The following is a 16,143-nucleotide window of genomic DNA, read 5'->3' on the forward strand; positions in this document are numbered from 1 at the left end:
AAATGAGTATCTTTTGAAAAAGTTCAACATTATGCGTTAGCGATTAGAAATCGCCTAATCCGTTTTCTGTGCAATTACAACTTCGTCAGTTTCTGGAGTAGCGAGTTTGATGGTGGGGCGCTGAAATCCAATCGCCCGGTAGATGTGGGTCTCGGTCTCGGCTACGGAGACTTTTATTGGGACTTTATCTACGCACTTCCATTTACGTCAAATAACAAGAGTTCGAAATCGATTTCCTTCGAGACAGGGTTCGATTTTTTTCCTGGAAACTGGTGGGTCAAGGGAGTGTACCGCAGTTATAGCGGATTTTCTACTGATGTGGGAGATAGCAGTTTATATGTAGATCTCTGGGAGAGGGATGTCTATGTTTCAGCTCTATGGCTAGGGACATCCAATGGGGAATTTTCCCCGAGGGCGGCTTTCTTCTTGGATCGCAGGCAGCGTCATTCTGCCGGAAGCCTAATTCTTGGCGGCCGTATTCAAGGAACGAAGACAAAGGACAAGGATGAATTTTTTCCGTATTATCAGGAGCCAAAGGAAATTTTTAGCAGCTGGGTGGATATGGGCTATACCTATACCTGGGTCTTTGACAACAAAGCTTTTTTGAACTTGTGGGGCGTGGCGGGCGTTGCCGTGGGAGGCGATACGGAGGAGGATGACTATATGCTGCTTCCGGAAATCATTGGCAAGCTTGCCTTTGGCTATATTGGTGAGATTTGGTCCTGGAATAATGTTCTGGAAACGGAATATATGCCCGTGATATTCGACAGCCACTGGGAACAGAAATTGGTGTGCGCCTACAAGATTCTCATTGTTCGTCGCTTTTAAATTTTCCTCCCAAAAAGTGGGCCCTTGCTTTTTATAAAATAATGCACATTTGTACATTTATTTTTTATCGGTAATTTTAACCTTTGTTTCACATTGTAACTTTTCGGCCGTGGCATGAAAGTTGCTATTTTACGCTCGTATAATTTTAATCAGTGACCGCGGGCTGCGCCCTCGGCCGTAAAAAGGAAACAAAATGAGCATTGTAGATACCGTCCTACACAAGATTTTCGGTACACCCCATGAACGTAAAGTGAAGCAGCTCCGTCCGGTGATTGCAGAAATCAACGCTGCCCGCGAGGCCCTGGAAGCTCTGGATGATGCAGCCCTTGCTGCAAAGAGCGCCGAATTCCGCGAAAAGCTGAACAATGGTGCCACTCTGGACGATATCCGTGTTGATGCCTTTGCTGTCTGTAAGGAAGCTTGCGACCGCCGTCTGGGTATCTTCAATATCTTCAAGCCCGAAAACAATTTTGATTTCAGCAAGCTGGGCCCCGAGCTCCAGGATTGCGTGAACGATGCCAAGGCTCAGCTGGCTTCCGGCAAGAATGAATGGGAAATTTACCTGCCCGCCGCCCTCTATGCCAAGGTCCGCGAACTTTACCCCAAGTCCGTGAAGCCCTTCCGCATGATGCCCTTCGACGTGCAGATGATCGGTGGTCTTGTGCTCCACGAAGGTGCCATTGCAGAAATGGCTACCGGTGAGGGTAAGACTCTGGCTGCAGCTCTCCCGGTTTACTTGAATGCCCTTTCTGGTAAGGGTGTCCACGTGGTGACCGTGAACGACTACCTGGCTGGCCGTGACGCCAAGCAGATGGGTATGGTCTATAAGTTCCTGGGCCTTACTGTGGGTCTGATTGTAAATGGTCTGGATCCGGAACAGCGTCGTACCAGCTACAACTCCGACGTGACTTACGGTACCAACAACGAATTCGGCTTTGACTACCTCCGCGACAACATGGCTGTGGATCCTAGTCAGCTGGTGCAGCGCGAACTGAACTACTGTATCGTTGACGAAGTGGACTCCATCCTTATTGATGAAGCCCGTACTCCGCTGATCATTTCTGGCCCTGCCGAAGATGCTACTGATAAGTATGCCAAGGCAAATGAAATTGCAAAGAAGCTTGTGAAGAACAAGGACTTTGGTGTGGATGAAAAGGATAAGGTCGTGCAGCTTACCTCCAAGGGTGTTGCAAACATCGAATCTATCCTCCAGATTACCAACCTTTACGGTGAACACGCAGACTGGGTTCACTTCATTGACCAGGCTCTTAAGGCATGGCACCTTTACGAACGCGATGTGGACTACATCGTACGCGATGGCGAAATCATCATCGTCGACGAAAACACTGGCCGTCTGATGGAAGGCCGCCGTTACAGCAACGGTATGCACCAGGCTATCGAAGCCAAGGAAAATGTGCAGATCCGTCGCGAGAACCAGACTCTCGCTACCATCACCTTCCAGAACTACTTCCGCATGTATAACAAGCTGTCCGGCATGACCGGTACCGCCGAAACGGAAGCAACGGAATTCATCAAGATCTATAACATGAACACCTGGGTGATTCCCACCAACAATCCTTGCATCCGTAAGGACGAACAGGACCTGGTCTATAAGTCTGAAGATGCCAAGTGGCGCGCCATCGTGGCAGAAATCAAGGAACGTCATGCCAAGGGTCAGCCTCTTCTCGTTGGTACCGCATCCATCGAAAAGTCTGAACACCTCCATGGCTTGCTGGAAAAGGAAGGCGTTCCCCATGAAGTGCTTAACGCAAAGAACCATGGCCGTGAAGCTGAAATCATTCAGTATGCCGGTCATAAGGGCAAGGTGACTATCGCTACCAACATGGCTGGTCGTGGTACCGACATTGCCCTGGGCGAAGGTGTTACCGAACTGGGCGGCTTGCATGTGCTGGGTACTGAACGTCATGAATCCCGCCGTATCGACAACCAGCTCCGCGGTCGTTCCGGCCGTCAGGGTGACCCGGGTTCCAGCCAGTACTTCCTGTCTTTGGATGACAACCTGATGCGTATTTTCGGTGGCGATAACGTCAAGAACCTCATGAGCCGTTTTGGCGTGGGTGAAGACGAAGTGATTACCCATCCCATCGTTTCCCGTTCTATTCGCGGTGCTCAGCGTCGCGTGGAAGGCCAGAGCTTCGATATCCGTAAGCACTTGCTGGATTATGATAACGTGATGAACGAACAGCGTAAGGTGATTTACGGTCTGCGCCGTCGTATCCTGAACGGTGAAGATGTCCGTTCCGAAATCAAGAACCGCATCGAAGACGCTTGCGATATCAAGGTTTCTCAGTACATTGCCGCCAAGAGCTATCCGGAAGACTGGAAGCTTGAAGATCTGCATGTGGATCTGCAGCGCTCCCTTTCTATGGAATACAACCTGACCTTGGAAGAAGCTACCACCAAGACTCCCGAAGTCGTGCTCCAGGAAATTATTGACCTGTGCATGGCCCGTTACGACAAGCTGACCAAGATCATTCCGGAACAGGATTTCCGTCAGATCGAACGCCGCTTCCTCCTCATGACCATCGACCAGGTCTGGAAGGAACACTTGTATGCCATGGACCAGCTGAAGGATTCCATCCGTTTCCACGGATACGCACAGAAGGATCCTCTGATGGTTTACAAGAACGAAGGCTTCAAGATGTTCGAAGGCTGCATGGAAAAGATTGCGACCTTGACTGCCCTCCGTATCTTGAATATCCGCATTACTATTCCGGGCCCCAATGGCCAGCAGATTACCGTGTCTCCGGACCAGCTGCAGCTTAAGTCTCCGGAACAGGTGGAAGCCGAACGTAAGGCTATGGAAGAAGCCAATGGTGCCGCAGCGGAATCTGGTGAACAGGTCAGCGCTGAAGGTGCAAAGGCCGCTGGTCTTGCCGGCGAAGCTGCCTCTTCTGAAACCAACGCCATTTCTGAAGAACAGCAGGCCCAGGCTGCTGCAACTGAACAGTCTGGCGCCGCTCCGGAAGCCGCTGCTGAACAGCCCCGTGTCCGTCGCACCTATACTGACCCCCGCGTTCTTGCTGCCCGTCGCGCTGCCGCTCAGGCTCCGAAGATTGGCCGCAATGACATGTGCTGGTGCGGTAGTGGCCTCAAGTACAAGAAGTGCCACGGTAAGGATCTTGGCGAAGAATAATCAGGTGTGAGGTCGCACCTTTGGTGCTTTGAGGTGTGAGGTCGGCTTTCGGCCTCTGAGCTACGATGCATAATTTGTTTTGCTCACACCTCAAAGTGATTGCCGAAGGCAAGGACGGCCTCATTGCTCGAAGCGAACGAAGTGAGCGACTTCTAATGAAGACAGCAAAGCGATTCTTTTCTCTGGAAGGTATTGATGGTTCTGGCAAGTCTACCCAGATTGACTTGCTGGTGGCCGCCCTCGAATCTGAAGGCTATCAGGTGGTGCGCCTGCGTGAACCTGGTGGCGCCAAGATTTCAGAACGCATTCGCGAACTTCTGCTGGACCCTGCCTTCAAGGGAATCATGGCAGACGATACCGAGCTGTTGCTGTATAATGCCGCCCGCGCCCAGGTGATCGCAGAAATTATCAAGCCTGCTCTGGATGCAGGCAAGGTGGTGATTGCGGATCGCTTTGCGTGGAGCACTTTTGCTTACCAGGGTTATGCCCGCGGGCTTGGTGCCGACAAGGTGCAGCGTCTGACGGAACTGACCTGCGGCGGATGCTTCCCGGAATTGACGGTGGTGCTGGACTTGACTGTTGAAGCCAGCCGTGCCCGCACTGCAAAACGTGGCGAGGCTCCCGACCGCCTTGAAAGCGAGAAGGCTGACTTCTTTGAACGTGTACGTCAGGGTTATCTGGCTGCCGCCCGCGATTATAGTGATTGCGTTTCAGCGATTGATGCGGCCCGTACACCTGATGAAGTCTTTGCGGACTTGCTGAAGCTGGTGAAGGCAAGACTTTAGTTTGTTCAAATTTGCAGCAAGAATTTTTAGGCTCGCGGTTTAGAATCCGCGGGCTTTTTTTGTGCCATGGGCGACTTTCCCGCTACTTTTTCTTAAAAATGGACTCCAAAATTTTTTTTAAAAGCAATTTGGAGCCTATTTATACATATAAATTAATCGTAAAATGTTTTCTTTTTGCCTTCTCGTTAAGATGTTTGGACTCCATATGTGGCTTTTTATCCTTTTGGAGCCCAAATTATTTACCATAATAGCAAACATATTTCGTATAAACTAAAATTATGGGCTCCAAAGTTAAGCTTACAGGAAAAATGGAGCCCATCTTGGCCTCATTTTGCATTTTTTCGCGAAGGTGTCCTAGCTGTTGCTTGCTTTTGCCCTGTTTACGGTATAGACGCCAGCAATAATCAAGGCGATGGCAGCGGCCTGGCTCAGTCCAAAGATTCCGATTCCCATGAGGACTGAAACGACAGTGGACGTAGTAGGTTGTACGTAATTATACATGGCCACCACGGTGGGCTGCAATATTTTTTGCGCTCTTGCCATGAGCAGGTAGGCGATGAAGGTGCCGCCGAAAACTACGAAGGCGGATTCGGCCCAGGTAATGGCGGAGATTTCTGGGAAGGGGATTTCCGCGACGCCGCCAAGGGTGAGGGGTGCTACCATGAAGGCGGAGAAGGTAAACATCCACTTCATGCAGGTGATTACGTTGTACTTACTGATGAGATTCTTGAAGAGTCCCAGGTAAATGGCGAAGCTGCACTGGGATGTCATACAGAGAAGGTCTCCCAGGATGTTTCCGGCCTTGGCGTTATTTGCGGTGGCACTTCCGAGAACGAGCATCAGGGCGCCAGATAGGCCTAGCCCGATTCCAAGGACTTTCATGAGGGTGATCCGTTCCCGCAGAAAAACCGCCGACGAGATCAGCGCGAAGATGGGGAGGCTTGTGGCCACGATGGAAGCGTTGATGGGCGATGTGATGGAAAGGCCCACCGTAAAGCAGCACTGGTTGCAGACAATGGCGAAAAGCCCGGCGCCTGCAAACTTGAGGATGTCCTTTTTAGGCGGCTTGGGTTGTGCGGCTTCCAGCGCGGGGAAGAACACCTTTTGAACCAGGGAGGCGATCCAGAAACTGATGGCAGCTCCCGCCACCCTGAAGAACACCATATCCAGGCCGGTAATGCCGTGGGTCATGGCTTCCTTGCCGATAGGTGCCATCAGGCCCCAGATGGCAGCGGCACCGAATATGCAAAGGTGTGCTTTTAGGTTCGTGCTGTTTTTCATAAGACGGATTTTTTAAAGTATGCGCCTGGTTTTGTGCGGACCAAATTTAGAAAAGATGTTTTCTTGTTTCCATTGGAAAACACTTATTACACTGTTTGCGTTTTTATTCCCGGCGCCATATTGTATATTGGTAAAACAAGTTATCTTTGTATTTGTAAAACGGAATGGGCTATGCCCTCACATCAACCTTCTGGAATAAAAATGCTGAAAAAGATTATCGCAATTTCCACTGTCGCAGCCGCATCCTCTTTTGCGGGCCTGCTTACCAATGGTGACTGTAGCTACGGTGACGGTGGCTGGTATATCTGGAATAATCCCGATGGTCCTGCAAAATATACCAGCAAGCTGTGCGAAGCTGGTTTCGGTACTGACGCCGGTGACGGTGTGGCCAGCGAAGGCGTTCGCCTTGAAGTGACTGATCTGCCCAACCCGTCCTGGGGTCTGCAGCTTCAGCCGCCCAAGTGGCTGGCCGATTCCGCCTACTATACCTTGACTTTCAAGGCCAAGGGCAACATGCCTATTAACGCCATCGTCCAGGGCGGTGCTCCCGACTGGCGTCAGAAGGAAAGCGCTTCCTTTATGCTGACCAACGAATGGAAGGAATATTCCATGACCTTCCTCGCCGACCAGAAGGGTTACGGCGTGAACAACATTACCTTCCATGTGGGCTTGGCCAAGGGCTGGCTCCAGATGGATGACGTGGAAATCACCAAGGCCGAAGGCATGAACGATACTACCTGGTATGCCAACAATGCCGCCCGTATCGATAGCCTCCGCAAGAAGGACTTCACCTTGGCCTTGCCGGATTCCATGAAGGGTGCTTCCGATGTGAAGGTGGAACTGATCCGTCATGCATTCCCCTTCGGAACTGCACTTGCGCTGTATCCCTCCAAGGACAGTATCGAAACCTGGTACCGCAAGACTGCCAATAAGTACTTCTGGTATGGCGTTCCCGAAAACCAGTTCAAGTGGCCGGAATACGAACCCAAGAAGGGCAAGATCCGCCGCGACGAATTCAAGCAGTATCTGGATTATGTAGACGCCTACAAGTGGGGCTTCCGTGCCCACACCCTTATGTGGGGTATCCAGGGTTACGGTTACGACAAGCACTTCAGCATGAAGGGCAGCTGCAAGGAAATCGGTCAGAAGCTGAAGGCCCGTATCGATCGCGACCTTAAGGAATACAAGGGCCGCATCAAGGAATATGACGTATGGAACGAAGCCTTCCATGAACCGTTCCTCTTTAACAAGTGCGGTTGGGACCTTCTGGATAGCGCCCATGTGTGGGCTCATCGCGCTGATCCCGACGCCCGTCTGTTCGTCAACGAATATCAGGTTGTCTCTGCCGGCGAAACCGAACGTCTCTATGACCTTGTGAAGGGTATGCTTGACCGCAAGATTCCTGTTCATGGTATCGGTGTGCAGTGCCACTTTGGCGACCGCGCCATCAATCCTGCCTTTATCCGTGCCCGCCTTGACCGCCTTGCTGAACTTGGTCTTCCCATCAAGGTGACTGAACTTGACTTTGGCGATTGGCAGAAGGGACTTTATTTTGGCGAAGACGAGCAGGCTCGCCGCTACGAAATCGTGCTCCGCTCCTTCTTCAGCCACCCCGCCATCGAAGGTATTTTGCTGTGGGGCTTCTGGGATAACCGTCACTGGGTCCAGAACGGCGGTATCATCGCTTCCGATGGTCGTGAAAAGCCTGCAGCCAAATTGATTTACGACCTGTGGCACAAGGTGTGGACCACTAACGGAACTTTCAAGGCTGAAGGTGACGTGGTTAAGTTCCGCGGCTATCCGGGTAAGTATAAGGTGACCGCAAACGGCAAGTCCGCTGTAGTGGAACTGAAATAATTTGGGTTCGCAGGAACCCGGCCTCGGCCGGGTTTTACAAAGCAAACTTTTAAAAAAAAGGTGAACGAAAAAGTCGTGGATGTCGGACAGGTTCGTCGTGACGTTCAGGGAAGTTGTGTTATGAAGAGCGTTTTTGAACAGATCGGGAAAACTCCCGCAGAAATTGAGGCCAAGCTTCAGACCGCCTTTGGGCAGCTCTTCGAGGGCGATCCCGAAAATGAGCGCGTGTGCTTTAACCACGGCGATGACCTGGCCTACATCGTAGATATCGGCCACACGGACATCCGTTCCGAGGGCATGAGCTACGGCATGACTATTGCCGCCCTCATGGGCAAGCGCGACTTGTTCGACAGACTCTGGAATTTCTCCAGGCGCTACATGCGCAACAAGGAAGGCGCCCTGGAAGGTTATTATTCCTGGCAGGTTTCCACCAAGGATTTTTCCATGATGGATCCGGGCCCCGCTCCCGATGGCGAGGAATATTTTGCGATCGCGCTGATTTATGGCGCCAAGGTTTTTGGATGTGATGAATACCTGAAGGAAGCGGTGAAGCTGCTTCACGATATGGCCTACAAGCCGGAAACGGAAGAAGTGTTCACCATGATGGACCGGAAGGCTGGTCTTGTGCGATTCTCTCCTATGAAGGGGAATGACTACACGGACCCCAGCTACAACACGCTGGCATTCTACCGCATGTACGGTGAAGCCTGCAAGGTTGCTGAAGCCAAGGGTATCGCCGGTGTCGCTTGTTCTGTCGCGGGGGCCGCTTCTAGTTCTGTCGCTGGCTCCGCTGGAAGTGACGGCGCAGTGACCGCTGACCAGGATGTGGATTTCTGGAAGAAGATTGCCGCCAACAGTTTTGAGTACCTGAAGAAGGCTTGCCACCCGGTAACGGGTATGGCTGCAGACTACAGCGAATTTGACGGCACTCCCCGCAAGACTCCCTGGCACGATGCAAGCCACTGCTTCTGCGGTGACGCCTGGCGCGTAGCCTGGAATATCGCCCTGGACGCTAAGAACCTGGAACGTGCCCAGCTGGCCGCTGCCGGGAATGGCGCCGCAGTCGGCGTCGCGGGAACCCAGCCTGACGATGTTGCCGCAGTCCGTGAATGGGAAATCGCGGAAATCCGCCGCCTGCTGAATTACTTTAATGACCACCGCCCCTATGTGGCCGACTCCTACATCGACGGCTCCGGATTCTTCCGTGAAGCACGTCTGGCTACCGGTGGCCTTATCGGTATGAACGGTGCTGCAACTATTGCGCTGCCCGAAGGCGATCCGCTGATCAAGCCTTTTGCCGAAGACCTGTGGAACCTGGAAGTTCCTACGGGTACCTGGCGTTACTACGACGGACTTCTCTACATGTTGGGTCTGCTGGCCTGCAGTGGAAAGTTCTACGTATAGACGGATTCCTCCTAACCCCCAAAAAAAAGACCCCGCAGCGCGAGCTACGAGGTCTTTTTTATGCGAGGGGTGGGAGTCGAACCCACACACCGAGGTACCAGATCCTAAGTCTGGCGCGTCTGCCAATTCCGCCACTCTCGCAGTTTTCCCACAGCCCGGCTTTTGTCGGGGCTATTGTCGCGGGAAGTCAAATATAATTAAAAATAAGGGCGCGCGTGGCTTGCGCGACTCCGGGATAGATTAAAGTACTTCCCGGATGGCCTTGGCCAGTTGGTCGGCGCAGGAAGTGGATTTTCCGTTGCAGGTGTTGCCTTCCAGGATGTCGGCGATTTCCTTCATGTCCTTGCCTTCGCAGAGCTTGCCGATGGCTTTCAGGTTGCCGTTGCAGCCACCCATGAAGTTGAGGTTGTACATCTTGCCGTTTTCGTAGTCGAAAGTGATGAGCTGGGCGCAGGTGCCGCTGGTCTTGAATTCCTTAGTCTGCATAAAAGCCTCTCGTGGCGCCTTGGAAGTCGCCGATTGTGTTTATGGACAATGTAGAAATTACGGCAGGATTGTGACCACTCCCTTGAAAAATGAGTATATTATAACCGAACCTTTATTACGGAGTTGGATGTTCTTAATCCATAATTTCGACTTCGGTCGAACCCAAAACTGGGACATTGTTTAATGCGGGTTGCGCCGGGTGGCGTGACTCGTATCCTTTCACACTAAAAAAGGAAATAAACAATGTCTAATAATTCTGAATACACTATCCGACAGGAACAGCCTGCCGATTTCTCTGCTGTTGAAAACTTGACCCGTGAAGCTTTCTGGAACGTCTATCGTCCCGGATGCTCGGAACATTACGTGCTTCATTGCTACAGGAACCATCCGGACTTTATTCCCGAATTGAGCCTGGTGCTGGAAGGCCCTGGGAACTGCGGGCTTTCCGCAGGTGAAAACTGTCGCGAGGCAGTGGGTCGCGAAATCCTCGCTCACGTCATGTTCGCCTGGAGCGAAATTCTGGTGGACCCGCAGGCCGGTTCCGCTCAGGCTGGGGAGACCGCGCAGGAACCGCAGCGCTTGCGCATGATGACCTTCGGGCCTATCAGCGTCCGACCCGACATGCAGCGTAAGGGTCTCGGCAAAATGCTTCTGGATTATGCCTTGGAACGTGCCCGCCAAATGGGTGCGGGATGTATCGCCATGTGCGGTAACATCCAGTTCTACGGCAAGTGCGGTTTTGTGACTGCAACATCCAAAGGCATCCGCTACGCAGATGACCCCGATGGAGATGCGCCCTACTTCCTCGTCAGGGAATTGACGCCCGGTTTTCTGGACGGCATCCGCGGAAGCTATCGCGATCCGGAGGCGTACTTCGTGAACGAAGCTGACGCCGATGAATTCGATAAGCAGTTCCCGCCCAAGGAAAAGAAAGTACTTCCCGGACAACTAGGGTAGTATCAAAAAAGCCTCCTCGGTTTTCCCGGGGAGGTTTTTATATCCGTTTAATAAATTAAGTATTTGCCACGATTACTATGAGCTTGCCCGTACTCCTCCATCAGCGCATTCAGTGCCTTGGAGCGTTCTCTACATTCATCATCAAAATCGCGCTTCTGCGGACGATCCGCTGGTTTTAAGGAGTTTACAAGTTGAAATATTTCCAAGGCTTTTGGAACAGATTCGTCAGGGTTGCCCAAGAATAATTTTCGAACTTTTTTCTGCCCATAATCGTTTAAAGTTAAATACAGATAAGAACCATCAAGGTAATGATTTGCAGAATATTCCTGTTGGTAGCGATCAATGTCTTTTTTCAGCTTTTGGATTTTTGCGGTCTCCTCTCCGTTAATCAGTTTAGGTATGCAAGGTTCCATTTCCGTAGCTTCAATAGAAAATGTCGTATCCCGTTTATTTCCGAGTGCCATGCGCCAGGTAATTCCATCGCATTTGCGATAACGGTAACAAAAATAGACGGAATCTCCCTTGGCGTAGTAGCTTGGAAAATAGGCGTTGTCGCCGTGGCTATTGAAGCGTTCTTGGGTTGAATCATCAGAATCAAAAACTACTTCACCAAAGGTTTCTTCATAAATTATTTCATAATCGTAACGGCTCGTTTCTGTTAGAACTTTGTCGTCAATATGGGCGACAGGTTCACGAAAATCAATCCAGTAAATATAAGAGAAGCCGACATACGAGAGTATGGATAACAGCACTACATATAACCATGACCAAATTCTTCTAGGCTTAAAGAAGTAGCTTACAACGCAGGATATAGAAAACGCAACTAGAACAAGGGCGATGATTGCAATGTCCGTGGGTCTGGCATCTACTCTAGAGGGTGATATAAAACTCGTTTGTCTCAAGAGCAGTTCATAAATGATGTAGACGAGATTGGCCGCCCACAGAGCGAGAAAGATTTTTCTAAAAAATGTTTTTTTGAATTTCGGTTGCCAATATAAAATTGCGAATGCAAACCCAATGAGAATTGGAATTAAATAAAAGAGTGTTTCTTCTAAATTGAACAACTCATGAAAATCAAGAAGATAATAAGAGAACATTCTAACCTCTGTAATTGATTCTACCGAGAATTTCCCGGTAGCTTTATCCATTCATCCAAAAATTTCATTTGCTCATCGGTGTGGAACCAATGTTCGCCGCCTTCCATGACGGTGAGAGGCGCATTGATTTTATTAGCAAACTTGGTGATGGTTTCTAAGGAGACAAGATTGTCCTTGGAGCCATAAAGAATCTTGGTGGGAACATTCCACTGGATAGGATGATTGCGGACGTAACTTAGGTATTCCCAGGAAAGGGTTTCGCCGAAGCCCGTGGCGATGGTTTTCTTTTCGCAAAGTTCATCTTCGGAGACACCTGCCCACATCATCATATCGCAAATCAGCTTTTCCATATCCACCATGGGCGAAATGAAATAAGCTTTTGTGATTCGGGATGAACTAAGGGAAATCATCGAAAAGTATGCACCGATGCTGTTGGCGACAAGATAGACCTGATCATAGCCTGCGGAAACAGATTCAAGGTATTTGATAAATTCGTCCTTGGCGTCCCAGGGATTTTCTGCCTTGTAGTCAAAACCCATGACTTCACAATCAGGAAAAAGAGGCTTGTAATGTTCAGCTTCTGCAGCATTGCCGCCTTTCCCGTGAATGTAGATTACGAGAGATTTCATAGCCTTTCCGTTCATAAGGATAAATTTAGCTGTAAACAGTTAAAAAGTCGATATTTTGCTTTTATAAGTGTAATTTATTAGAAGTTCAAGCAATAGTCAAATTAAATAAAGGTCAAATCTTTTTTTTGAAAACGCAATTGTTTGTTCGTCTTTTTGTAATAATGGAGTAGATTGGAAAGCGTGAAATTTTAATAAGTGTTAAACTATTGCTTTTGTATTACTAAAGTATTATATTTATACTGAGGTAAACGATGGAAACGACAGTCATTCAAACGCGTGTAGAAACTTCCTTGAAAAAGGAAGCTGAAGAATTTTTTCAGTCTGTTGGTCTTGATATGACCACTGCGATTAGGCTTTTTTTGAATCAGGTCTTGATCCAGAAAAAAATCCCGTTTGAGATTGAATCCAAGGAGTCGATCTCGAGAGCACAGGCATTGGAAAATTTTTATGCGATGCGTGCTGGTGCAAGGAACTTGCAGGAAATGTCCTTGGATGAAATCAATGCTGAAATTCAGTGCGTCAGGGAAAGAAGCAAGGCCAAGGCGTATAAGTGATTCTTGCGACGTTTGATACAAATGTCCTGGTTTCTGCTTTGATGGCACGTCGTGATGATTCCGCGACAGTTGTCGTTGTACGTATGATGCTTGAAGGCAAGATAGTTCCGCTGTACAACGAAGAAATTCTTGAAGAATATGGCGAGGTTCTAAGGCGCTCAAAGTTCCGTTTTCCAGAGCCACGCATTCAGTTCCTTTTGGAGTCTATCAAGACCTTCGGAATGAATGTGGATCGTCTTGAGACCGGAATGGTGCTGCCCGATATGGATGATCTCGTATTTTACGAAATTACGATGGGCAAGGCTGACGAAGATGCCTATTTGATAACCGGGAACATCAAGCATTTCCCCGAACAGTCAAATATTGTAACTCCGGCAGAAATGGTGGAGATTGTGAATTTAAGCTGAAGTGAAGTCGGCGACCATGGCGGTGACGAGGCCGATGGTTGCCATGAGGCCCACTCTGAAAAAGATGGTGACGGGGCTGACCATGTAGGCGAGGAACATCATGCAGAGAATGATGGTGGTGCTGACCATGCTCTTGCCCACGTCTCTGAAGGTGGCGAGAATGGATTCGCGGTAGTTGCCGCATCGTTCAAAGCAGAGCTTGGAATGGTTCACGAAATGGATGGTATCGTCCACCGCAATGCCGATGGCCATGGGAATCACCATCATGGTCATCATGTCCATGCTGAAGGCGCATGCGCCCATGACGCCGCCAATCACAAGGATGGGTGCCACGTTGGGGATCATGCCGATAAGACCAGTTTTTACGCTCATGAAGGAGGCAATCAAAAGCAGCGCAATTACTACGAAGGAGATGCAGACGGATTTGATTTCACCTTCCACCAGTTTGTTGTTCATGGAGGATTGTTCTACGGCGTAACCTTCTACGCCAACATCTGCCTTGGGGAAATACTTGCGAACCAGAGTTTGTGCGCTATCGATATCGATGTCCAGCTGCTTGGAATTCCATTCCTTCAGTTCCACATGAATGTAGGCCATGCTGAAATCATCGGTGACGCCGCCTATCAGCGTTCGCCCCGACATGCAACACAAGGGTCTTGGCAAGATGCTGCTGGACTACGCCCTGGAACGTGCCCGCCAGATGGGCGCCGGATGTATCGCCATGTGCGGTAACATCCAGTTCTACGGCAAGTGCGGTTTTGTCACTGCAACGTCCAAGGGTATCCGCTACGCCGACGATCCTGACAGCGACGCACCCTATTTCCTGATTCGGGAATTGACGCCTGGCTTTCTGGATGGAGTGAGCGGTTCCTACCGTGACCCAGCGCCTTACTTTGTAAGTGAAGCCGACGTGGAGGAATTCGATAAGCAGTTCCCGCCCAAGGAAAAGAAAGTGCTTCCCGGACAGTTGGGATAGTACTCGCAAAGTCCTTGCCCCGTTGTGTCATCCTCGCGCAGGCGAGGATCTAGCATTGATATAATAAAGGCTACCGAGAATTTCCCGGTAGCTTCATTGCATTTTAATGTTTCCTAATAAACTTCGCACTTGTCCACGTATTCGTACTTCGGTCTTTCCTTGCGAATGCAGCCATTCACTTCGTCCTGCATACTAAAAGGTCTGTTACGACGACGTGGAGGAACTTCAACATCATTTCCCTCAAAGTCCTTGAAGTGACAAATGGCCTTGCGCACCCCGTCTACCTCGATAACCTGGTAATCGCGAATTGTGATTTCATCTTCGGAATATTCCTTGAAGTAAATCAGTTTGCGCCTGTATCCTTCTAGGTAGTATTCCTTTTGAATCCAAAGTTTACCGCTTTCGTAAAAGTCTGTTTCCTTTACCAGACTATCTTGTTTTTCAGAACTAAAAATTAGGATGCCATTATCGGAATAGATTCTTTTTTTCTGAATGGGTACCGTCGCGTTATCGATTCTTCCTTTTTCAAAGAATTCGCTTATGATAGCGCCTTTTGCATTAGTGCATTTGCCTTTGTATTCGTTGTTCAGGGAGTCTTTCCAGGATTCGCATATTTTGGAGGAATCGTTCCAATCCCTGTCTATCCAATGTACAATTCCATTTACGATTTCTTTTTTTAGCGATCCATCCTCGTTATATGAATATTCTCCTGTGGAATCTTTTAGCGATTTTAGGTTTCCGTTTTCATAGAAAAATTTTTCGGTCAAGGAATCCTTGTAGTATTTAAGATTTCCATCTTCGTCAAATAATTTATGGTAGTAGGTATCATAGTGGTTGCCTGATTCCGAAAGGTAAATGACAAAATCATTTCTAAGATTTCCATTGCGATAGTATTCTCGTTGAAACCCTTGTTGGACACTAAAGGCAAAAATCCTTTCGGCACTTATTTTACCATTGAGTGAATAACTGAATTCCTTTCCTACGGAACGTCCTGCAATAAAAATTGCCTTTCGAGCCAGCATCCCATTAGAATGAAATGAGTAGCTTACATGAATATTTGGTCTTGTCTTTTGATTATTCGAATTGCTGCCGTTACTTTCTTTTGACTCAGTTTTTATCTGACCATCTTTGAAAAAAATCTCACGGGAAATTTCGTGGTCATTTTTGTACTTGCATCTGTATTGTAACCTACCATCCGGATAATTGCTGATGAAGTCTCCTTCCACTTTGCCATTTTCTATAAAGTATTCTTGAAGTAGAATGCCTGATTCGTAGAATTGCTTTACATGACCGTCTTCACTAACAGAAACGTGTAATGCTCCCGATGGGAAATAGCAGAGAAAGTCGCCTTGTTGGATTCCCTTCGCGAAAGAACCCTTGCATTCCATAGAACCATTTTCGTAGTAGGTAGTGATAGTTGAGTTGCTACGGTCTGCCCCATGAAATTCATTGTGCTCCATAAGGGCGCCGGATGGGTAAAATTTATCAACGCCTTCCACACCATTTTCTCTGAAACCCTGCTGTACTAATTGACCATTCGGGTATTTTCGAATACCTGAATTTGAGCAAGCAATCAAGGCTAGTGCAATAAGAAAAAGAATGAATTTCATTTAAGCCTACAGTTTTTTAGGAATATAACAAATTCACTGATTGCGAATACAGTGTGTTCGCAATTGCATCGTTGACTGCATAACGACAGTGTCTTGCAAATGATTCTCGCATAGA

The 16,143-nt window shown here is 49.0% G+C and carries 15 protein-coding genes and 1 tRNA gene; 9 read left to right on the top strand and 7 right to left on the bottom strand.

What is annotated here, in order from left to right; all coding sequences use genetic code 11:
- Nucleotides 1-120 precede the first annotated feature (120 nt).
- The 3 genes from B7992_RS16735 (at nt 121) to tmk (ending at nt 4,770) form a co-directional block, all read left to right on the top strand.
- Entirely contained in the window at nt 121-828 is a 708-nt protein-coding gene (locus B7992_RS16735; RefSeq protein ID WP_369680978.1) for a DUF4421 family protein, read from the top strand.
- Nucleotides 829-1,021: 193 nt separating this feature from the next.
- Nucleotides 1,022-3,985 (top strand): preprotein translocase subunit SecA, encoded by a 2,964-nt coding sequence (gene secA, locus B7992_RS11985; RefSeq protein ID WP_073286589.1) that lies wholly within the window; start codon nt 1,022-1,024, stop codon nt 3,983-3,985.
- A gap of 155 nt (nt 3,986-4,140) precedes the next feature.
- Nucleotides 4,141-4,770, top strand: a complete 630-nt coding sequence (gene tmk / locus B7992_RS11990; RefSeq protein ID WP_073238084.1) for a dTMP kinase — start codon at nt 4,141-4,143, stop codon at nt 4,768-4,770.
- 354 nt (nt 4,771-5,124) lie between these two features.
- Here the strand turns inward: tmk and B7992_RS11995 are convergent, their stop codons facing one another.
- Nucleotides 5,125-6,051: a DMT family transporter gene (locus tag B7992_RS11995; RefSeq protein ID WP_088666383.1), complete on the bottom strand. Its 927-nt coding sequence runs from the start codon at nt 6,049-6,051 to the stop codon at nt 5,125-5,127.
- A gap of 201 nt (nt 6,052-6,252) precedes the next feature.
- Between B7992_RS11995 and B7992_RS12000 the strand changes: the two genes are divergently transcribed.
- Both B7992_RS12000 and B7992_RS12005 read left to right on the top strand, forming a co-directional pair.
- A complete protein-coding gene (locus tag B7992_RS12000) occupies nt 6,253-7,908 on the top strand; it encodes an endo-1,4-beta-xylanase (protein ID WP_176421940.1) in 1,656 nt (551 codons plus the stop codon).
- Between the two features lie 60 nt (nt 7,909-7,968).
- Complete coding sequence (locus B7992_RS12005; protein ID WP_254917699.1) at nt 7,969-9,312, top strand: glycosyl hydrolase family 8; 1,344 nt, start codon at nt 7,969-7,971, stop codon at nt 9,310-9,312.
- 61 nt (nt 9,313-9,373) lie between these two features.
- Here B7992_RS12005 and B7992_RS12010 read toward each other — a convergent pair.
- A tRNA-Leu gene (locus B7992_RS12010) sits at nt 9,374-9,453 on the bottom strand.
- A gap of 99 nt (nt 9,454-9,552) precedes the next feature.
- Nucleotides 9,553-9,798 carry a TIGR03905 family TSCPD domain-containing protein gene (locus B7992_RS12015; protein ID WP_073160774.1) on the bottom strand — a complete coding sequence of 82 codons (246 nt, stop codon included), beginning with the start codon at nt 9,796-9,798 and terminating at the stop codon, nt 9,553-9,555.
- 243 nt (nt 9,799-10,041) lie between these two features.
- Between B7992_RS12015 and B7992_RS12020 the strand changes: the two genes are divergently transcribed.
- Nucleotides 10,042-10,755, top strand: a complete 714-nt coding sequence (locus B7992_RS12020) for a GNAT family N-acetyltransferase (protein ID WP_088666385.1) — start codon at nt 10,042-10,044, stop codon at nt 10,753-10,755.
- A 47-nt stretch (nt 10,756-10,802) separates the two neighbouring features.
- Here B7992_RS12020 and B7992_RS12025 read toward each other — a convergent pair whose 3' ends face one another.
- Both B7992_RS12025 and B7992_RS12030 read right to left on the bottom strand, forming a co-directional pair.
- Nucleotides 10,803-11,903 (bottom strand): hypothetical protein, encoded by a 1,101-nt coding sequence (locus tag B7992_RS12025; protein ID WP_088666386.1) that lies wholly within the window; start codon nt 11,901-11,903, stop codon nt 10,803-10,805.
- A complete protein-coding gene (locus B7992_RS12030) occupies nt 11,873-12,481 on the bottom strand; it encodes a carboxylesterase (protein ID WP_088666396.1) in 609 nt (202 codons plus the stop codon). The genes B7992_RS12025 and B7992_RS12030 overlap by 31 nt, the downstream gene beginning before the upstream one ends.
- Before the next feature lie 251 nt (nt 12,482-12,732).
- Here B7992_RS12030 and B7992_RS12035 point away from each other — a divergent pair, with 251 nt between their 5' ends.
- Both B7992_RS12035 and B7992_RS12040 read left to right on the top strand, forming a co-directional pair.
- On the top strand, nt 12,733-13,035 hold the full coding sequence (locus tag B7992_RS12035) for a type II toxin-antitoxin system RelB/DinJ family antitoxin (protein WP_073160766.1): 303 nt from the start codon (nt 12,733-12,735) through the stop codon (nt 13,033-13,035).
- Nucleotides 13,032-13,442 carry a putative toxin-antitoxin system toxin component, PIN family gene (locus tag B7992_RS12040; protein WP_073160764.1) on the top strand — a complete coding sequence of 137 codons (411 nt, stop codon included), beginning with the start codon at nt 13,032-13,034 and terminating at the stop codon, nt 13,440-13,442. The genes B7992_RS12035 and B7992_RS12040 overlap by 4 nt, the downstream gene beginning before the upstream one ends.
- On the opposite strand, the gene B7992_RS12045 is transcribed toward B7992_RS12040, so the two are convergent.
- Nucleotides 13,434-14,039: an efflux RND transporter permease subunit gene (locus tag B7992_RS12045; protein ID WP_083539785.1), complete on the bottom strand. Its 606-nt coding sequence runs from the start codon at nt 14,037-14,039 to the stop codon at nt 13,434-13,436. The genes B7992_RS12040 and B7992_RS12045 overlap by 9 nt on opposite strands.
- On the opposite strand from B7992_RS12045, the gene B7992_RS12050 reads away from it, so the two are divergent.
- Nucleotides 14,038-14,418: a GNAT family N-acetyltransferase gene (locus tag B7992_RS12050; protein ID WP_073160851.1), complete on the top strand. Its 381-nt coding sequence runs from the start codon at nt 14,038-14,040 to the stop codon at nt 14,416-14,418. The genes B7992_RS12045 and B7992_RS12050 overlap by 2 nt on opposite strands.
- Before the next feature lie 113 nt (nt 14,419-14,531).
- Here B7992_RS12050 and B7992_RS12055 read toward each other — a convergent pair whose 3' ends face one another.
- Nucleotides 14,532-16,028, bottom strand: a complete 1,497-nt coding sequence (locus B7992_RS12055) for a toxin-antitoxin system YwqK family antitoxin (RefSeq protein WP_088666387.1) — start codon at nt 16,026-16,028, stop codon at nt 14,532-14,534.
- Between the last annotated feature and the right edge of the window lie 115 nt (nt 16,029-16,143).

Origin of the sequence: Fibrobacter sp. UWH1, assembly GCF_002210365.1 — a bacterium.
GTDB lineage: Bacteria > Fibrobacterota > Fibrobacteria > Fibrobacterales > Fibrobacteraceae > Fibrobacter.

Coding starts and splice junctions, on each gene's coding strand:
- secA (WP_073286589.1), top strand. CDS start 1,022: ATGAGCATTGTAGATACCGTCCTACACAAGATTTTCGGTACACCCCAT.
- tmk (WP_073238084.1), top strand. CDS start 4,141: ATGAAGACAGCAAAGCGATTCTTTTCTCTGGAAGGTATTGATGGTTCT.
- B7992_RS11995 (WP_088666383.1), bottom strand. CDS start 6,051: ATGAAAAACAGCACGAACCTAAAAGCACACCTTTGCATATTCGGTGCC.
- B7992_RS12000 (WP_176421940.1), top strand. CDS start 6,253: ATGCTGAAAAAGATTATCGCAATTTCCACTGTCGCAGCCGCATCCTCT.
- B7992_RS12015 (WP_073160774.1), bottom strand. CDS start 9,798: ATGCAGACTAAGGAATTCAAGACCAGCGGCACCTGCGCCCAGCTCATC.
- B7992_RS12020 (WP_088666385.1), top strand. CDS start 10,042: ATGTCTAATAATTCTGAATACACTATCCGACAGGAACAGCCTGCCGAT.
- B7992_RS12025 (WP_088666386.1), bottom strand. CDS start 11,903: ATGGATAAAGCTACCGGGAAATTCTCGGTAGAATCAATTACAGAGGTT.
- B7992_RS12030 (WP_088666396.1), bottom strand. CDS start 12,481: ATGAAATCTCTCGTAATCTACATTCACGGGAAAGGCGGCAATGCTGCA.
- B7992_RS12035 (WP_073160766.1), top strand. CDS start 12,733: ATGGAAACGACAGTCATTCAAACGCGTGTAGAAACTTCCTTGAAAAAG.
- B7992_RS12050 (WP_073160851.1), top strand. CDS start 14,038: ATGCTGAAATCATCGGTGACGCCGCCTATCAGCGTTCGCCCCGACATG.
- B7992_RS12045 (WP_083539785.1), bottom strand. CDS start 14,039: ATGGCCTACATTCATGTGGAACTGAAGGAATGGAATTCCAAGCAGCTG.
- B7992_RS12055 (WP_088666387.1), bottom strand. CDS start 16,028: ATGAAATTCATTCTTTTTCTTATTGCACTAGCCTTGATTGCTTGCTCA.